The 16825-nt window shown below is 75.3% G+C and carries 5 protein-coding genes; all 5 read left to right on the top strand.

Features of this window, described 5'->3' with window-relative positions; translation table 11 throughout:
- The first annotated feature begins 58 nt into the window (after positions 1-58).
- From F7Q99_RS22440 to F7Q99_RS22420, 5 genes are read left to right on the top strand one after another with little or no spacing between them, the layout of a single operon-like run.
- On the top strand, positions 59-499 hold the full coding sequence (locus F7Q99_RS22440) for an ester cyclase (protein WP_153464203.1): 441 nt from the start codon (positions 59-61) through the stop codon (positions 497-499).
- 42 nt (positions 500-541) lie between these two features.
- A complete protein-coding gene (locus tag F7Q99_RS22435) occupies positions 542-2920 on the top strand; it encodes an acyltransferase domain-containing protein (protein WP_153464201.1) in 2379 nt (792 codons plus the stop codon).
- A complete protein-coding gene (locus tag F7Q99_RS22430; RefSeq protein ID WP_153464199.1) occupies positions 2917-9399 on the top strand; it encodes a non-ribosomal peptide synthetase in 6483 nt (2160 codons plus the stop codon). Before F7Q99_RS22435 ends, F7Q99_RS22430 begins: the two co-directional genes overlap by 4 nt.
- Entirely contained in the window at positions 9392-12388 is a 2997-nt protein-coding gene (locus tag F7Q99_RS22425; RefSeq protein ID WP_153464198.1) for a type I polyketide synthase, read from the top strand. The genes F7Q99_RS22430 and F7Q99_RS22425 overlap by 8 nt, the downstream gene beginning before the upstream one ends.
- Positions 12385-16824, top strand: a complete 4440-nt coding sequence (locus F7Q99_RS22420) for a non-ribosomal peptide synthetase (protein WP_153464196.1) — start codon at positions 12385-12387, stop codon at positions 16822-16824. Before F7Q99_RS22425 ends, F7Q99_RS22420 begins: the two co-directional genes overlap by 4 nt.
- The last annotated feature ends 1 nt before the right edge of the window (position 16825 follow it).

The raw sequence follows: 16825 nt of genomic DNA, 5'->3' as shown, positions 1-16825 counted from the left end.
CAGACCATCCCGATCCATCCCGATCCATCGCAATCCATCACCGAAAGAAGGAAGTTCCATGACTCCGGAAGAGCAGAAGGCCGCCGAGGCGCTCCTCAAGCGCTACCTGACCGAGCACCTCAACGGCCGCAACGACGACGTCCTGGACGAGTTCATCCACCCCGACTTCGTCCACCACACCGACGAGTCGGCGCTGGGCTTCGAGAACACCGAGCCCGACCTGGCGGGCATCAAGGCCGGCATGGTCGAGATGCGCGAGAAGCTCGACCCCACCTACGAGTTCGAGATCGTGAAGTGGGAGGACGACTGGGTGCACCTCAACTGGACCTTCCACGGCGTGCACCGCGGCGCCGTCATGGGTCTGGAGCCCACCAACAAGCCGTTCACCATCCACTACACCGGCCGCACCCGGTTCAAGGACGGCCGGATCATCGACGCCCAGAACGAGTGGGACCCCGCCGCCACCCTCGAGGTCGTCAAGGCCCAGATCTACAGCTGACGGCCGGAAATCCAGGAACAGAAGCCCGTGGAGGGGAATCTCATGCACGCGCACCACGGACGACCGCACCCGGTCGCCCTGCTCCCACTGTCCGGGGAAGACCCACAGGCCTTCGCTGCCCGGGCCGCCGCCTGCGCGGACGCGCTGGAGCAGGGCCGCGGTGAGCCCGCTGGCCCTCTCCACGGAGCCGCCGTTCCCGGCACCCGCCACCGTTACCGCCGGGCGGTGCGGGCGCACTCGCCGGAGCAGGCCCGCCAGTGGCTGGCCGAGCTCCGGCAGAACCCGCCCGCGCCGTCCCCGGGCACCGGGCCGGTCGCCCTGGTCTTCTCCGGCCAGGGCAACCAGTGGCCCGCCATGGTGGCCGAACTGCTCGCGGCCGACCCCGTCGCGGCCGAGGTGCTGGCCGACTGCGACCGCGTCCTGCGGGACGCGGCCGGCTGGTCCCTGCTGGACGGGTTCGGCGCGGGCGCGGATCCGTCGGCCGCCGAGCGGCTGACCGATCCGGCGGTGCTCCAGCCCGTGCTGGTCGCCCTCCAGGTGACCGTCGCCCGGGTGCTGGCGCACTGGGGCGTCACCTGGTCCGCCTGTGTCGGCCACAGCCTCGGGGAGCTGTCCGCCGCCGTGGTCTCCGGCGTGCTCGACCTGGACACCGGTCTGCGGCTGGCCGCCGCCCGCGGGACGCTGATGCGCGACGCGGTCGGCACCGGCCTGACCGCCCTGCTCGGCCGACCGGCCGACCGGGTCGCCGAGTTGCTGGACCGGCTCGGCCCCGGCACGGACGTCGCCGCGTGGAACGGGCCGAGCTCCACCCTGATCGCCGGCCGTGACGAGGAGGTGCGCGCGATCGTCGACGAGCTGGCGGCCGAGGGCGTCTTCGCCCGGGTGCTGCCCGGCACCGTCGCCTTCCACAGCCGGTACCTGGAGCCGCTGCGCGCACAACTCGCCGACCGGTTCCAGGATTTGGTGCCGGCCGCGGCGAGCGGCGCGCTGGTCTCCACCGTCACCGGCGACTTCATCGACCCGGCCGAGCTGGACGCCCGCTACTGGGGCGCTAACCTGCGCGAGCCGGTGCGCTTCGCACAGGCCGTGCACGCCCTCGCCGCGGCCGGCTACCGCACCTTCGTCGAGGTCGGTGCCCACCCCACCCTGCAGCCCTCGATCCGCGAGATCCTGGGCGACGGCTGCGACGTCATCCCGACCCTGCAGCGCGACCACGGCGGCCGCGACACCCTGCTCGACGCGGCGGTACGGCTCTTCGAGGCCGGCGCCGACCTCGACTGGGACGCCCTGGCCGGCACCCCGGTCGACGCGCCCGCGCCCGCCGCGGCCGAGGGCACCGGGCTCTGGCGGGCCGTCAGCACCACCGGCTCCGCCGGGCACCGGCCCGGCACGGCCCGCACCGAGATCATCGCCACCGCCCTGGCCGCCGCCGCGCACGCCACCCGCGCGGCCGGTCCGCGCACGGTCACCGACGTCCGGCTGACCGGGGCGGACGCCCCGGACGAGGACCTCGTCGCCGTCACCGTCGCGCCCGGCACCGTCGAGGTGCACGCGCGCACCGCGGCCGGTGGCTGGACCCGGCGGGCGGTGGCCACCACCCGTCCCGCGGGCCCGGCTCCCGAGGCTCCCGACCTGGCGGCCGACCAGGCCGCCGGCCGCCCCGACAACGCCGTTGGGGAGCGGGAGCTGGTCGACCTCCGGCTCGCGGACGCCACCGGCGGGCAGCTGCTGCGGCTGCTGCCGCACGGCCTGTCCGCGCTGGAGGTGCTGCTCCACCCCGAGGTCACCCCCGGCCTGCCGACCGCCCTCGTCGGCTGGGAGCAGGCTCCGGGCAAGGACGGGCAGGCCCGCTGGATCCGCCTGTGGCCGGCCACCGACGTCGCGGCCACCGGCCCGCAGTACACCGCCGCCGTCCTCGACGCCGCTGGCGCCGTCTTGGCCCGCGCCGACCGCGTCGTCCTGCCCGCCGGCACCGCCACGACCGACCCGACCGCCGCCGAGACCTCGCCGCGCGAGGCCCTGCTCGCCGTCGACGGCGAGCAGCGGGTGCAGCAGCTCGCCGACTACCTGGCCCGGGAGGCCGAGCGGGTGCTGCGGCTGCCGGCCGGCGGCGTCGACCACGACCGTCCGCTCAACTCCCTCGGCCTCGACTCGATCATGGGCCTGGAGCTGTCCCGGCGGATCGAGGCCGACCTCGACCTCGCGGTGCCGATCGTGCGCCTACTGCGCGACGCGTCGGTCGCCGCGCTCGCCCCCGAGCTCGCCCTGGAGCTCGCCCCGCCGGCCGCCGACGGCGCGCCACTCACCCTCGACGACCCCGACCGGCTGGAACAGCTCCTCGCCGACGTCGACTCGCTCTCACCGGAGGAGGTGGACTCGCTCCTCGCCCAGCTCGGCGCCGAGGCAGCGGGAGAACGATGACCACACACGCCGTCCCCACCGCCCCCACCGAGGCCGACCGGCGCGAGCAGCTGCGCGCGCTGCTGAAGGCCCGGGCCGCGCGCGGCCCGCAGTCGCACCCGGTCGCCGAGGGCCAGCAGGCCCTGTGGACCTTCCAGCAGATGTACCCGCACTCCCCCGCGTACAACGTCGGTGTGGCCGCCCGCGTCCTGGGCGACCTGGACGTCCCGGCGCTGCGCACCGCGCTCCAGCGCCTGCTCGACACCCACCCGGCCATGCGCACCGCCCTGGTGGCCGAGGACGGGCAGCTGCGCCAGCGCGTCCGCACCACCGTGCCGCTGGACTTCACCGAGGTCGACCTCACCGGCCGCACCCCGGCCGAGATCGACGCGGCGGTCGCCGCCTTCAACGACCGCCCGTTCGACTTCGCGCAGGACGCCATGCTGCGCGCCGCCGTCGCCCGGCTCGACGGCGGCACCCACCTGCTGATGCTCTGCGCCCACCACGTGGCCAGCGACCTGTGGACCTTCGACGTCCTCATGCGGGACCTCGAACAGCACTACCGCGCCGTCCGGGCCGGCCGCCCCGCCGGGGCGGCGCGCCCCGAGACGGAGTACCTGGACTTCGTCCGCTGGCAGCGCGAGTGGCTCGCCTCCCCCGCCGGCCGGGCCGCCGAGCGGTACTGGCTGGACCGCCTCGACGGCGACCTCCAGCCGCTCGACCTGCCCCTCGACCGGCCCCGGCCGGCCACCCCGGCCCACCGGGCCGGCGCGCACACCTTCCGCCTGGGCGAGAAGCTCACCGCCGCGCTCAAGGACCTCGCCCGGGAGTGCGGCGCGACCCCGTACTCCGCCTCCCTCGCGGTGTTCCAGCTGCTGATGCACCGCTACACCGGCCAGCGCGACGTCCTGGTCGGGTCGGTCGCCTCCGGGCGCAGCCGGGCCGCGTTCCAGCAGGTCGCCGGGTACTTCGCCAACCCGCTGGTGATCCGCGCCGAAGTGCGCGGCGAGCAGAGCTTCCGCGAGCTGGTCGGGCAGACCCGCACCACCGTGCTGGACGGGCTGCAGTACGGGGACTACCCGTTCCCGCTGCTCGCCCGCCGCCTCGCCGAGCGGCGCCCTGGCTCGCCGAGCGGGCTCTACAACGTCACCTTCTACTACGAGTCGGCGTCCTGGGACGCCCAGGACGGGCTGTCGCTGTTCGGCACCGGGCACGCCGACGCCCAGATGCGCTTCGCCGACCTGACGCTGCGCCCGTACCCGCTGGCCGTCCAGGGCAACGAGCACGACCTGACGCTGTTCGTCGAGGAGGTGGACGGCAGCCTGTGCGGCTCGCTGCGGTACGCCACCGACCTGTTCGACGCCGCGACGGCCGCCCGGATCGCCGAGCACTTCGTCAGCTGCGCCGAGGCCTGCGTGGCCCGGCCCGACGCCGCCATGGGCACGCTGCCGCTGCTCACCGCGGACGAGGAGCGGCAGCTGGCCTCCTGGAGCCGCCCGGACGACGGGGTGGCGACGGCCGACTCGCTCGTCCACGAGCTGATCCTGGCCCAGGCCGAGCGCACCCCGGACGCGGTGGCCGTGGACGCCGGGCAGGACCGGCTGACCTACCGGGAGCTCGTCGAGCGGGCGCACCGGCTGGCCGCCGTGCTGCGCGGCCACGGCATCGGGCCGGAGGACAAGGTCGGCCTCAGCGTGGACGGCTCCGTCCGGCTGGTGACCGGCATGCTCGGGGTGCTGCTGGCGGGCGGCGCGTACATCCCGATGGACCCCAACTACCCGGTCAAGCGCCTCGAGTACATGATGGAGGACTCGGCGGTCCGGCTGCTGCTGACCGAGCGCCACCTCCTCGGCAGGCTCCCGCACGAGGGCGTCCCGGTGCTCTGCCTGGACGAGGACCACCCGCTGCCCGACCCGCTGCCGGAGCCGGCCGCCCCGCGTGCCGACAACCTGGCCTACGTCATCTACACCTCCGGCTCCACCGGCCGCCCCAAGGGCGTGATGGTCGAGCACGGCGGCCTGGTCGACCTCGACCTCGCGCACCGCGAGGCGCTGCCGCCGCAGGCGGGCCGCCGGGTGCTGCAGAACGCCTCGATCAGCTTCGACGTCTCCACCTGGGAGTGGATGTCCGCGCTGTGCACCGGCGCCACGCTCTGCCTGGCCCCGCGCGAGGAACTGCGGCCCGGTCAGCCGCTGGTGGACACCGTCCGGCGGCTCGGCGTCACCGCGCTCAGCGCCACCCCTTCCGTGCTGGCGACCATGGATCCGGCCGAGGTGCCGTCCATCACCGAGCTGACCTCGGTGGGCGAGGCGATCTCCGCTGACCTGGTGCGCTCCTGGTCGCCCGGGCGGCGGATCGTCAACGCCTACGGCCCGACCGAGATCACCGTCTTCTGCACCACCGAGACGCTGGTCGCCGACGGCCGCACCCCGCCGGTGGGCCGGGCAGTGGCCGGCACCGAGCTGTACGTCCTCGACGAGCAGCTCCAGCAGGTGCCGATCGGCGCGGTCGGCGAGCTGTACGTCGGCGGCACCGGCGTCACCCGCGGCTACCAGAACCGGCCCGACCTCACCGCCGACCGGTTCGTCCCGCACCCGTTCTCCGCCGAGCCCGGCAGCCGCCTGTACCGCACCGGCGACCGCGTCCGCTTCGACACCGAGGGCCGGCTGCACTACCTCGGGCGCTCCGACCACCAGGTGAAGATCCGCGGCGTCCGGGTGGAGCCCGGCGAGGTGCTGGAGGCGCTGGCCGGGCACCCGGCGGTGCGCGAGGCCGTGGTGCTCGCCCGGCCCGTGCGCGGCGAGCTGCAGCTGGTCGGGTACGTCGTCCCCGAGGCCGGCGTGGTGGCGCCGGACGCGGCAGAGCTGCGCACCTACCTGGCGCAGCGGCTGATGCCCACGATGATCCCCACCTTCCTGGTGGTGCTGGAGAAGTTCCCGCTCAACCCGAACGGCAAGGTGGACCGCGCGCTGCTGCCGGATCCGGAGCAGATCGACCTGCCTGCCTCCTCCGCACCGCCGGCCGGCCCCACCGAGCAGGCCATCGCGGACATCTGGTCGGCCGTGCTCGGCCTGCCCTCGGTCGGCCGCGACGACGACTTCTTCGACCTCGGCGGCCACTCCCTGCTGGCCACCAAGGTGGTCGGCCGGGTGCGCGAGGCACTCGCCGTGGACCTCCCGCTGCGCGAGCTGTTCGAGGGCCGCACCGTCCGCGCGCTCGCCGAGCGGGTGGACGCCCTCACCGGGTCGGGCGGCGCCGTCGACGCGCCCATCACCAGGCTGGCGCGGGCCGGCAGCGGGCTGCCGCTGTCCTTCGCCCAGCAGCGGCTCTGGTTCATGGAGCAGTTGCGGCCCGGCGACCAGGCGTACCGCATCGCCGGCGAGCTGCGGCTGACCGGGCCGGTGGACGCCGCGCTGCTCGACCGGGCGCTCGCCGAGGTGATCCAGCGGCACGAGGTGCTGCGCACCGTCTACCGCGCGGTCGACGGCGAGCCCCGGCAGATCGTCGCCCGCACGCCGGCCGAGCCGCTGCCGCTGATCGACCTGACCAACTCCGTGGCGATGACGGTCGAGGAGGCGCGCGTCGCCCACACCGAGGCCTTCGACACCACGCCCTTCGACCTGACCCGCTCCCCGCTGCGGGCCCGGCTGCTGCGGCTGGCCGAGGACCGGCACGTGCTGCTCCTGGCGCTGCACCACATCGCCTCCGACGGCTGGTCCATGCGCGTCCTGCTGCGCGAACTCACCGAGGTCTACCGGGCGTTCGCGAAGGGCGAGGACTCGCCGCTCACCGGCCCCGAGGTCCAGTACGCGGACTTCGCCTCCTGGCAGCGCGAGCGCCAGGAGACCGGGCAGGGCGCGGCCGCGCTCGCCTACTGGGAGCAGCGGCTGGCCGGCAGCCCGCCGGCCCTGGACCTGCCCGCCGACCGGCCGCGCACCCGCCCCGGCGGCTCGGCCGCGGGCAGCACCGCCACCCGGCTCGACCCGGACCTCGTCCGCTCGCTGGAGCGGGTCGCGTCCGGCGCGCAGGCCTCGCTGTCGATGGTGCTGCTCAGCGCCTTCAACGTGGTGCTCTCCCGCTGGTCGGGGCAGCAGGACGTGCTGGTCGGCATGCCGGTCGCCGGCCGGCTGCGGACCGACCTGGAGAACACCGTCGGCCTGTTCGTCAACACCGTGGTCGTGCGCACCGACAACGCCCCCGGGCAGTCCTTCCGCGACCTGCTCGGTGCCGTGCGGCAGTCCACCCTGGACGCCGACGCGCACCAGGAGACGCCCTTCGAGCGGATCGTCGAGCGGATCGCCCCCGTGCGCGACCTGACCCGCACCCCGCTCTTCCAGGTCGTCTTCAACATGCAGAACCTGGACGCGTTCACCGCCGAGATCCCGGGCGTGGACGTGCAGCTGGTGGAGGCCGAGGACGTCAACGCCCGCTTCGAGCTGACCCTGTACGCCGTCCCGCGGGACGGGCGGGTGGACCTGCGGCTGGTGTACGACGCCGGGCTGTACCTGCCGGACACCGTGCGGGCGATGCTGGCGCAGCTCGTCCACGTCCTGGAGCAGGTGGCCGCCGACCCCACCGCCGTGGTCGGCGAGCTGTCGCTGGCCGGCGGCGAGCCGGCCCAGGACCCGGCGCTCCCCCTGCCGCCCGCCCCCTGGCGCTCCGCCGTGCACGAGCGCTTCCTCGCGGCGGCGCAGCACACCCCGCACGCCCCCGCCCTCTCCCTGCCCGGCGGCGCCAGCCTGAGCTACGCCGAACTGGCCTCCTGGACAGGCAGGTTGGCGGAGCGGCTGCGCGGCCACGGCATCGGCGCCGGCGACCGCGTGGTCATCGACGCCGAGCGCACGCCCGGCCTGGTGGCCGCCGTCATCGCGGTGCTGCGCACCGGCGCGGCGTTCTGCGTGCTCGACCGGGCCCACCCGCTGGAGCGCCGCGAGCACTGCGCCCGGCTGCTGCGCCCGACCGCCTGGCTGGACGCCACCACGGCGCCCGCCGCGGACGGGCCGCAGCTGCCCGGCGTGCGCTGCACCCTGCGCGCGGAGGACGAGCGGCACACCGAGGGCACCGGCGGCCGGGACCTGCCCGCCGCCCCGGACCAGCTCGCCTACGCCGCCTTCACCTCCGGCTCCACCGGCACCCCGAAGGCCGTCCTCGGCCCGCACGCGCCGCTCGCCCACTTCGTCGACTGGTACACCGAGACCTTCGACGTCGGCGCGGACGACCGGTTCGCGCTCACCGCCGGGCTCTCCCACGACCCGCTGCTGCGCGACATCTTCGTGCCGCTCAGCCTCGGCGCCGTGCTGCACGTGCCCGAGCCCGCGCGGCTCGCCGCGCCGGAGAGCCTCGCCGCCGAGCTGACCGGCGCTGGCGTGACGGTCTGGCACCTGACCCCGCCCACCGCCCGGTTCCTGTCCGGGCTGCCGGCCGGGGCGCTGCCGACACTGCGCCACGCGTTCTTCGGCGGCGACGTCCTCACCGGGCACGAGAGCGGCATCCTGCGCGCCCTCGCCCCGGGCGCCACGCTGGTCAACTTCTACGGCGCGACCGAGACCCCGCAGGCGCCGGCCTTCCACGTGCTCACGGACGAGGACACCCAGGGCCCGATCCCGCTGGGCACCGGCATCGACCGCACCCAGCTGCTGGTCCTGCGCGACGGACGGCCCGCCGGCGTCGGCGAGCTCGGCGAGATCGCGGTCCGCGGCCCGTACCTGGCCGAGGGCTACGCCGACGACCCGCAGGCCACCGCCGAGCGGTTCCTGCCCTCGGGCGCGGCCGGCGAGCGCGCCTACCGCACCGGCGACCTGGGCCGGCTGCGCGCCGACGGCACGGTGGCCTTCGCGGGCCGCGCCGACCGGCAGGTCAAGGTGCGCGGCTACCGGGTCGAGCCGCAGGAGATCGAGGCCGCGCTGCGGGCCGAGCCGGAGGTCCGCGAGGCGCTGGTCGACGCGGTGACCGACGGCTCCGGCGAGACCGTGCTCACCGGCTACGTCGTCACGAGCACGCCGGTCGGCCCGATCGAGCTGCGCGCCCGGCTGGCCGGGCGGCTGCCCGCCCACCTCGTCCCGGCGTCGGTGGTGGCGGTGGACGCCTTCCCGCTGACCGCCAACCGCAAGGTCGACCTGGCCGCGCTGCGCCGCCTCGGCCAGGCCGCCCGGCCCGCCGCCGCGGGGCCCACCCCGGCCGACGGCCCGGAGGCCCGGATCGCCGAGCTGTGGCGCCGCCTGCTCGGGGTCGAGCACGTGGGCCGGGAGGAGAACTTCTTCGACCTGGGCGGCCACTCGCTGATGATGGTCCGCCTGCACACCCTGCTGCGGGACGAACTGGGCCACGACGTCCCGGTGGTGGACCTCTTCCGCTACCCGACCGTCGCCGCGCTGGCCGCCCACCTGCGCGGGCCCGCGGCCGACGACAACCGGCCCGCCGCGGCCCCGGCGGCCGCGAACACGAACCATCTGCGCGCCGCACGCCGGCGCCGCCTGAACAAGGAGCGCAACGGTGGCTGAGGACCTGCAGGACCACGAGGGCGAGCCGCTGGAACGGATCGCGATCGTCGGGATGGCGTGCCGGGTGCCGGGGGCCGCCGACGTCGGCGCCTTCTGGCGCAACCTGCTCGGCGGCGTCGAGTCGCTGCACCAGGCGGACGGCGGGCCGGACGCCCCGGAGGGTTACGTCCCGGCGACCGGAAAGCTGGACGGCGTCGAGGAGTTCGACGCCGAGTTCTTCGGCATCCCGCCACGCGAGGCCGAACTGATGGACCCCCAGCACCGGCTCTTCCTGGAGCAGTGCCAGGCGGCCCTGGACGACGCCAACTACGGCTCCGGGCGCCCCGGCGAGCGGGCCGGCGTCTTCGGCGGGTGCGGCTTCAACGCCTACATGCTGCTCAACCTGGCGCCGCACTACAGCCGGGGACAGCTGCTCTCCGAGTACCCGGCGGCGCTGCTGCACGGGAACGACAAGGACTACCTGACCACCCGGGTCGCCTACCGGCTGGGGCTCACCGGCCCCGCCGTCACGGTGCAGACCGCCTGCTCCTCCTCGCTGGTTGCCGTCGCCCAGGCCTGCCAGTCGCTGCTCGACTACCAGAGCGACTTCGCGCTGGCGGGCGGCGTCTCGGTGAAGCTCCCGCAGGACTGGGGCTACGTGTACGAGGCGGGCGGCATCCAGTCCGCCGACGGCCACTGCCGGCCGTTCGACGCCGACGCCAGCGGGACGGTCTTCGGCAGCGGCGTCGGCGTGGTCGCCCTCAAGCGGCTCTCCGACGCCCTGGAGCACGGCGACCGCATCCACGCCGTCATCCTCGGCACCGGCGTCAACAACGACGGTGCCGCGCGCGCCGGTTACACCGCGCCCAGCGTGGACGGGCAGGCCGAGGCGATCGCCGCGGCCTACCGCGAGGCCGAGGTCAGCCCGCTGACCGTCGGCTACGTCGAGGCGCACGGCACCGGGACGGCGGTCGGCGACCCGATCGAGATCGCCGCGCTGGACACCGTGTTCGGCGCGGAGGGCGCTACACCGGACTCCGTCCTGATCGGCTCGGTGAAGAGCAACATCGGCCACCTCAACGCCGCCTCGGGCGTGATCGGGCTGGTCAAGTCCGTCCTCGCGGTGCGCGAGGGGCAGCTGCCGCCGAGCCTGCACTACCACAGGCGCAACCCCAGGGTCGCCGAGAAGAGCGCCTTCGCGGTCAACGACCGGCTCCGGGCCTGGCCGGAGCAGGACGGTCCGCGCCGGGCCGCGGTCAGCTCCTTCGGAGTCGGCGGCACCAACGTGCACCTCGTGCTGGAGCAGCCGCCCGCCGAGGAGACGTCCGAGCGCCACGCCCGCCGGCACCAGGTGCTGACCGTCTCGGCCCGCACCGCCCCGGCCCTGGAGCAGGCCCGCGCCGAACTCCTCGGCGTGCTGGCCGAGGCCGGGCCCGGCGACCTGCCCGACATCGCGCACACCCTGCAACTCGGACGCCGCCGGCACCCGCTGCGGCTGAGCGCCGTCGGTGCCACGCCGGAGCAGGCCGCCGCCGCCCTGGCCGCGGCCCCGGCCCGGCAGGCCGCCGAGGGCAGCCCCGTCGCGTTCCTCTTCCCCGGCCAGGGCAGCCAGTTCCGCGGCATGGCCGCCGACCTGCTCGCCACCGAGCCGCGCTTCGCCTCGGTCGTCCGCGAGTGCGTGGAGATCCTGAACCCGCTGCTCGGGGTGGACCTGCTGGAGCTGCTCGCCACGCCCGCGCCGCCCGGCACGCCCGACCCGCTGACCGACACCGCCCTCGCCCAGCCCGCCCTGTTCACCGTCGAGTACGCGCTCGCCCAGTGGTGGCGCGGGATCGGCGTGGAGCCGTCGGCGATGCTCGGCCACAGCATCGGCGAGTGGGTCGCCGCCTGCCTCGCCGGGGTGTTCGAACTGCCGGACGCGCTGCGCCTGGTCGCCGCACGCGGCCGGCTGATGGCCGGGCTGCCGTCCGGCGCGATGCTGGCCGTCGAGCTGTCCGAGGCGCAGGCCGCCGCGCTGGAGGGCCCCGAGCTGTCGCTGGCCGCCGTGAACGCCCCCGACCGGTGCGTGCTGTCCGGCACCCACGAGGCGATCGCCGCCGCCGAGGCACGGCTGGCCGCGGACGGCCGCAGCACCCAGCGGCTGCACACCTCGCACGCCTTCCACTCGGCGATGCTCGACCCGATCGTCGAGCAGTTCGCCGAACTGGTCGCACAAGTGCCGCGCAAGGAGCCCCGCATACCGTTCCTTTCGAACGTCACCGGCACCTGGATCGGCGCCGCCGACGCGACCGACCCGCGCTACTGGGCCCGCCAGGCCCGCGGCGCGGTGCGGTTCGCCGACGGACTCGCCGCCCTGGTCACCGGGGAGCGTCCCGCCCTGCTGGAGGTCGGCCCCGGCCGATCGCTCGGCCGGCTGGTCGCGCAGACCGCGGGGCCGGGAGTCGCGGTGGCCCAGGCCATGCCGCACGCCAAGGAGGAGATCCCGTCCGACGCGGTGCTGCTGGCCGCGGCCGGCCGGCTCTGGGAGGCCGGGGTGGCGCTCGACTGGACCGCGTTCGCGGCCGAGGAGGAGCGCCGGCCGACCGGACTTCCCGGCTACCCCTTCCAGCGGCGCCGCCACTGGGTGGAGCCGCCGGCGGAGGTCTTCGGGGCGCTCCCGGCGGCCCCGGCCGCCGACCCGGCCGACGCGGCGGCGCCCGCGCCGGAGCGGGAGCGGCCGGACGCCGGGGACGACGCGCCCGCGATGGACCGTACGACCCGGATGGTGCACGTGCTGTGGCAGGAGATGCTGGGGGTCAGCGAGGTGAGCCTGGACGACAACCTGTTCATGCTCGGCGGCGACTCCCTGCTCGCCACCAAGCTCGTCTCCCGGGCGCAGAAGCTCTTCGACACCGAGATCCCGCTCGACCAGTTCCTCGACGACCCCACCGTCAGCCGGATGGCGGCGCTCGTCGGCGGCGCGACCGACGTGACCGACCCTCAGGACCCGCACAAGGCGGTAGACCAGTGACCATCACCCCCACGCACCACCGGCCCGGCCCAGCGCCCGTGCCGCGAGATCCCGCCGCACCCCAGCCGCTCTCCTTCGCGCAGCAGCGCATGTGGTTCGCCGAGCAGCTGGCGCCCGGCACCGCGCTGCAGAACGTCCCGCTGGCCGTCCGGCTGACCGGACGGCTGGACACCGCCGCGCTCACCGAGGCGCTGCGCCGGGTCGTCGCCCGGCACGAGTCGCTGCGCACCTCCTTCGCGGTGGTCGACGCCACGCCGGTGCAGCGGATCGCGCCCGAGGCCGTCCTGACGGTCGACCACCGGGACCTGAGCGGGCTGCCGGAGGCCGCGCGGGAGAAGGCCCTGCGCGGCTGGCTGGACGCGCTGGCCACCACGCCGTTCGAGCTGGACCGGGCGCCGCTGGTGCGGGTCGGCCTGGCCCGGCTCGGCGAGGACGTGCACGTGCTCGCGGCCACCCTGCACCACCTGGTCGCGGACGGCTGGTCGACCGGCGTGCTGATGCGCGAACTCAGCGCGTACTACGCGGCCCTGGTCGGCGAGGGCCCGGCCGAGCTTCCGGAACTCCCGCTCCAGTACGCCGACTTCGCCATCCGGCAGCGCGAGCGGGTGGAGTCCGGGGCGCTCGACGGCGCGCTCGACTACTGGCGCGAGCACCTCGCCGACGAGGACGCGGCGCCGCTGGAGCTGCCCACCGACCGGCCGCGCCCGGAGGAGCCCGGCTACCGTGGGGCGCGCGCCCGCCGGCCGATCCCGGGCGAACTCGTGGCCCGGGTCGGGGCGCTGGCGCGCAGCACCGGCGCGACCCCGTTCATGGTGCTGCTCGCCGGGTACGCGAGCCTGCTCGGCCGGATCACCGGCCGCGGCAGCGTGGTCGTCGGCACGCCGATCGCCGGCCGCAACCAGCTGGAGACCGAGCAGCTGATCGGCCTGTTCGTCAACACCCTCGCGCTGCGCGTCGACCTGGCCGGCGACCCGGAGTTCACCGAGCTCGTCCGCCGGGTCCGCAAGGCGGCGATCGGCGGATTCGCCCACCAGGAGCTGCCGTTCGAGAAGATCGTGGAGGCTCGCCGGCCGGACCGCGCCAGCCACCTCTCGCCGCTCTTCCAGACCATGTTCGTGCTCCAGAGCGCGACCGGCGACGAGTTCCGCCTGCCCGGCCTGGACGTCGCCACCGTCGAGACCGACACCTGCACCGCCCGGTTCGAGCTCCAGCTGTTCGTCAGCCTGCGCCCCGAGGGCTGGGTCGCCACCCTGGAGTACGACACCGACCTCTACGACGTGGCGACCGCCGACGCCGTGCTGGAGCGCTACCTGACGCTGCTGGCGGGCGCGGTGGCCGAGCCCGCCACCCGGCTCTCCCGGCTGCCGGTGCTGAGCCCGGCCGACGAGCAGATCGCCCTCGAACTCGGCCGCAGCACCGCCGAGTTCCCGGTGGAGCACTGCCTGCACCAGCTCTTCGAGGAGCAGGCCCGGCTGCGCCCGGACGCCGTCGCGGTGCGCTGCGCCGGCGAGCAGATCAGCTACGCCGAGCTGGACGCCCGCGCCGACCGGCTGGCCGCCCGGCTGCGGGGGGCCGGCCTCGGCCCGGAGCAGCTGGTCGGGCTCTTCCTGGAGCGCGGCATCGACACCGTCGTCGCCATCCTCGGCGTGCTGAAGACCGGCGCCGGCTACGTCCCGATGGACCCGCTCTACCCGCGGCCCCGGCTGGCCCGGATCCTCGCCGACGCCCGGCCGCCGGTGGTGCTGGTGCACGAGAGCCTGCGCGAGCTGCTTCCGCCGTACGAGGGCCGGCTGCTCGACCTCGACGACCAGGACGCGTGGGGCCCGGACGGGCCCGCGGCCCCGGCGCAGGCGGAGCCCCGGCCCGACAACGCGGCGTACGTCATCTACACCTCCGGCTCCACCGGCACGCCCAAGGGCGTCCACACCACCCACTCCCAGGTGGTGCGGATGTACGCGGCGATGCGCGCCGCCACCGACGCGATGGCCTTCGACGAGCACGACACCTGGGCGCTGTTCCACTCCTTCGCCTTCGACGTGTCGGTGGTCGAGATGTGGGGCGCGCTGCTGCACGGCGGCCGGCTGGTGATCGTGCCGGCCGACACCATCCGCGACATCGAGTCCTACCGCGAACTCGTGTGCGCCGAGGGCGTCACCGTGCTCAACCAGACGCCGTCCGCGTTCGCCCAGCTCTCGCTGGTCGACGCCGCCCACGACCCGGCCGAGTTCCCGGTGCGCACCGTCCTGTTCGGCGGCGAGGCGCTGGAGCCCGGCGCGCTGCGCAGCTGGTTCGAGCGGCACGGCGAGCGCGGCCCGCGGCTGGTCAACCTGTACGGCATCACCGAGACCATCCACGTCACGGCCCGCGAGATCACCCCGGCCGACCTGGCGCTGGCCGGCCGCAGCCCGATCGGCCGGCCGATGCCGGACCAGCAGCTGTACGTGCTGGACGACCTGCTCCAGCCGGTGCCGGTCGGCGTGACCGGCGAGCTGTACGTCGGCGGCGCGGGCCTGGCCCGCTGCTACTTCGCCGACCCGCACAAGACCGCCGACCGGTACGTCCCCAACCCCTTCGGCCGGCCGGGCGAGCGCCTGTACAAGAGCGGCGACCTGGCCCGGATCTCCCGCCGGGGCGAGCTGGAGTACCTCGGCCGCGCCGACCACCAGGTGAAGATCCGCGGCTACCGGATCGAGACCGCCGAGATCGAGGCCCGGCTGCTGGACCACCCGCTGGTCCACTCCGCCGTGGTGGTGCCGCTGGAGTCCGCCACCGGGGAGCTCCAGCTGTACGCCTGGGCGACCCTGGACGCCGAGTCCGCCGCCGAGTGCACCGCCGACGAGACGGGTGCCGTCCTGCGCTCCCACCTCGCCGAGCAGCTGCCCGGCTACATGGTCCCGGCCGCCGTCCTGGTGCTGGACGCCCTGCCGCTCACGGTGAACGGCAAGGTGGACCGGCGGGCGCTGCCCCGCCCGGACGCCGATCAGGCGGTCGCCGGCATCGAGTACGTCGCGCCGCGCACCGACACCGAGCGGCGGGTCGCCGCGGCCTGGTGCGAGCTGCTCGGCCGGGAGCGGATCGGCGTCCTGGACAACTTCTTCGACCTGGGCGGCCACTCGCTGCTCGCCACCCAGCTGGTCTTCCGGCTGCGTGAGGAGTTCGGCACCGAGCTGCCGCTGCGCACCCTGTTCGCGGTGCCCACCGTGGCCGGGGTCGCCGAGGCGCTGGACGGTGCCGACGGCCGCACCGACGGGCCGGACCTGGAGGGCGACGCGGCGGTCCTCGGCGACGGCATCGCCGGCTACCCCGCGCCGGCCGCGCCCGGCGGGACGGACGAGGTGCTGCTCACCGGCGCCACCGGCTTCCTCGGCGCGTTCCTGCTGGGCGACCTGCTCGCCCGCACCGGCGCCGTCGTCAACTGCCTCGTCCGGGCGGCCGACGAGGCTTCCGGCCGGGAGCGGATCGAGCGGACCCTGCGCGGCTACGGCCTCTGGCGGGACGGCTGGGCCGGGCGCGTCCGCCCGGTGCCAGGCGACCTCGGCGCACCCCGGCTGGGGCTGTCCGAGGCCGACCACCGCCGGCTGGTCGCCGACGTCGAGGCGATCTACCACTGCGGGGCCGAGGTCAACCTCGTCTTCCCGTACGAGAAGCTGCGCGCCGCCAACGTCGACGGCACCCGCGAGGTCCTGCGGCTGGCCACGGCCACCGGCCGGGCGCCGGTCCACCTGGTCTCGACCGTCGGCGTCTTCGCGGGCGCGCCCGAGGACGGCTCGGTGCTCGCCGAGTCCGCCCCCACCGGCCCGTCGCGGCTGCTGCGCCAGGGCTACACCCAGAGCAAGTGGGTGGCGGAGCAGCTGGTCTTCCAGGCCCGGAAGGCGGGCGTGCCCGTCACCGTGCACCGCCCCGGCCGGATCTCCGGCCACTCCGGCAGCGGCGCCTGCCAGGCCGACGACTTCCTCTGGCGGGTCGTCAAGGGCTGCGTCGAGGCCGGCGCCGTCCCCCGGGACGTCGACGTGCCGATGAACCTCGTCCCGGTCGACTACGTGAGCGCCACGATCGTCGAGGTGTCCCGGCGGCCGGAGGCCCTGGGCGGCGCCTACCACGAGGTCAACCCGGCCGACGTCTCGCTCGGCGAGATCTTCGGCCACCTGCGGGACTTCGGCTACCGGCTGGAGCTCCTCGACACCGACGCGTGGCTGGCGCGGATCCGCGCCACCCCGGAGAACTCGGCGTTCCCGCTGCTGAGCGTCTTCGAGTCCGGCTCGGAGGGCGGCTTCGGCTACGTCGCCTTCGGCTCCGACCGCACCCGCGAACTGCTCGACGGCTCCGGCGTCACCTGCCACGCCCCCGACGCGGAGCTGTTCCGCACCTACCTGTCCTACTTCGCATCCACCGGCTACCTGCCCAACCCGGCAACCGCACAGAAAGACTTCGAGTGAG

This window comes from Streptomyces kaniharaensis, from assembly GCF_009569385.1.
In the GTDB taxonomy this organism is placed as follows: Bacteria; Actinomycetota; Actinomycetes; order Streptomycetales; family Streptomycetaceae; genus Kitasatospora; species Kitasatospora kaniharaensis.
Note: the sequence above shows the minus strand (reverse complement) of the source record. Positions and strands in the feature narration are given on the sequence as shown.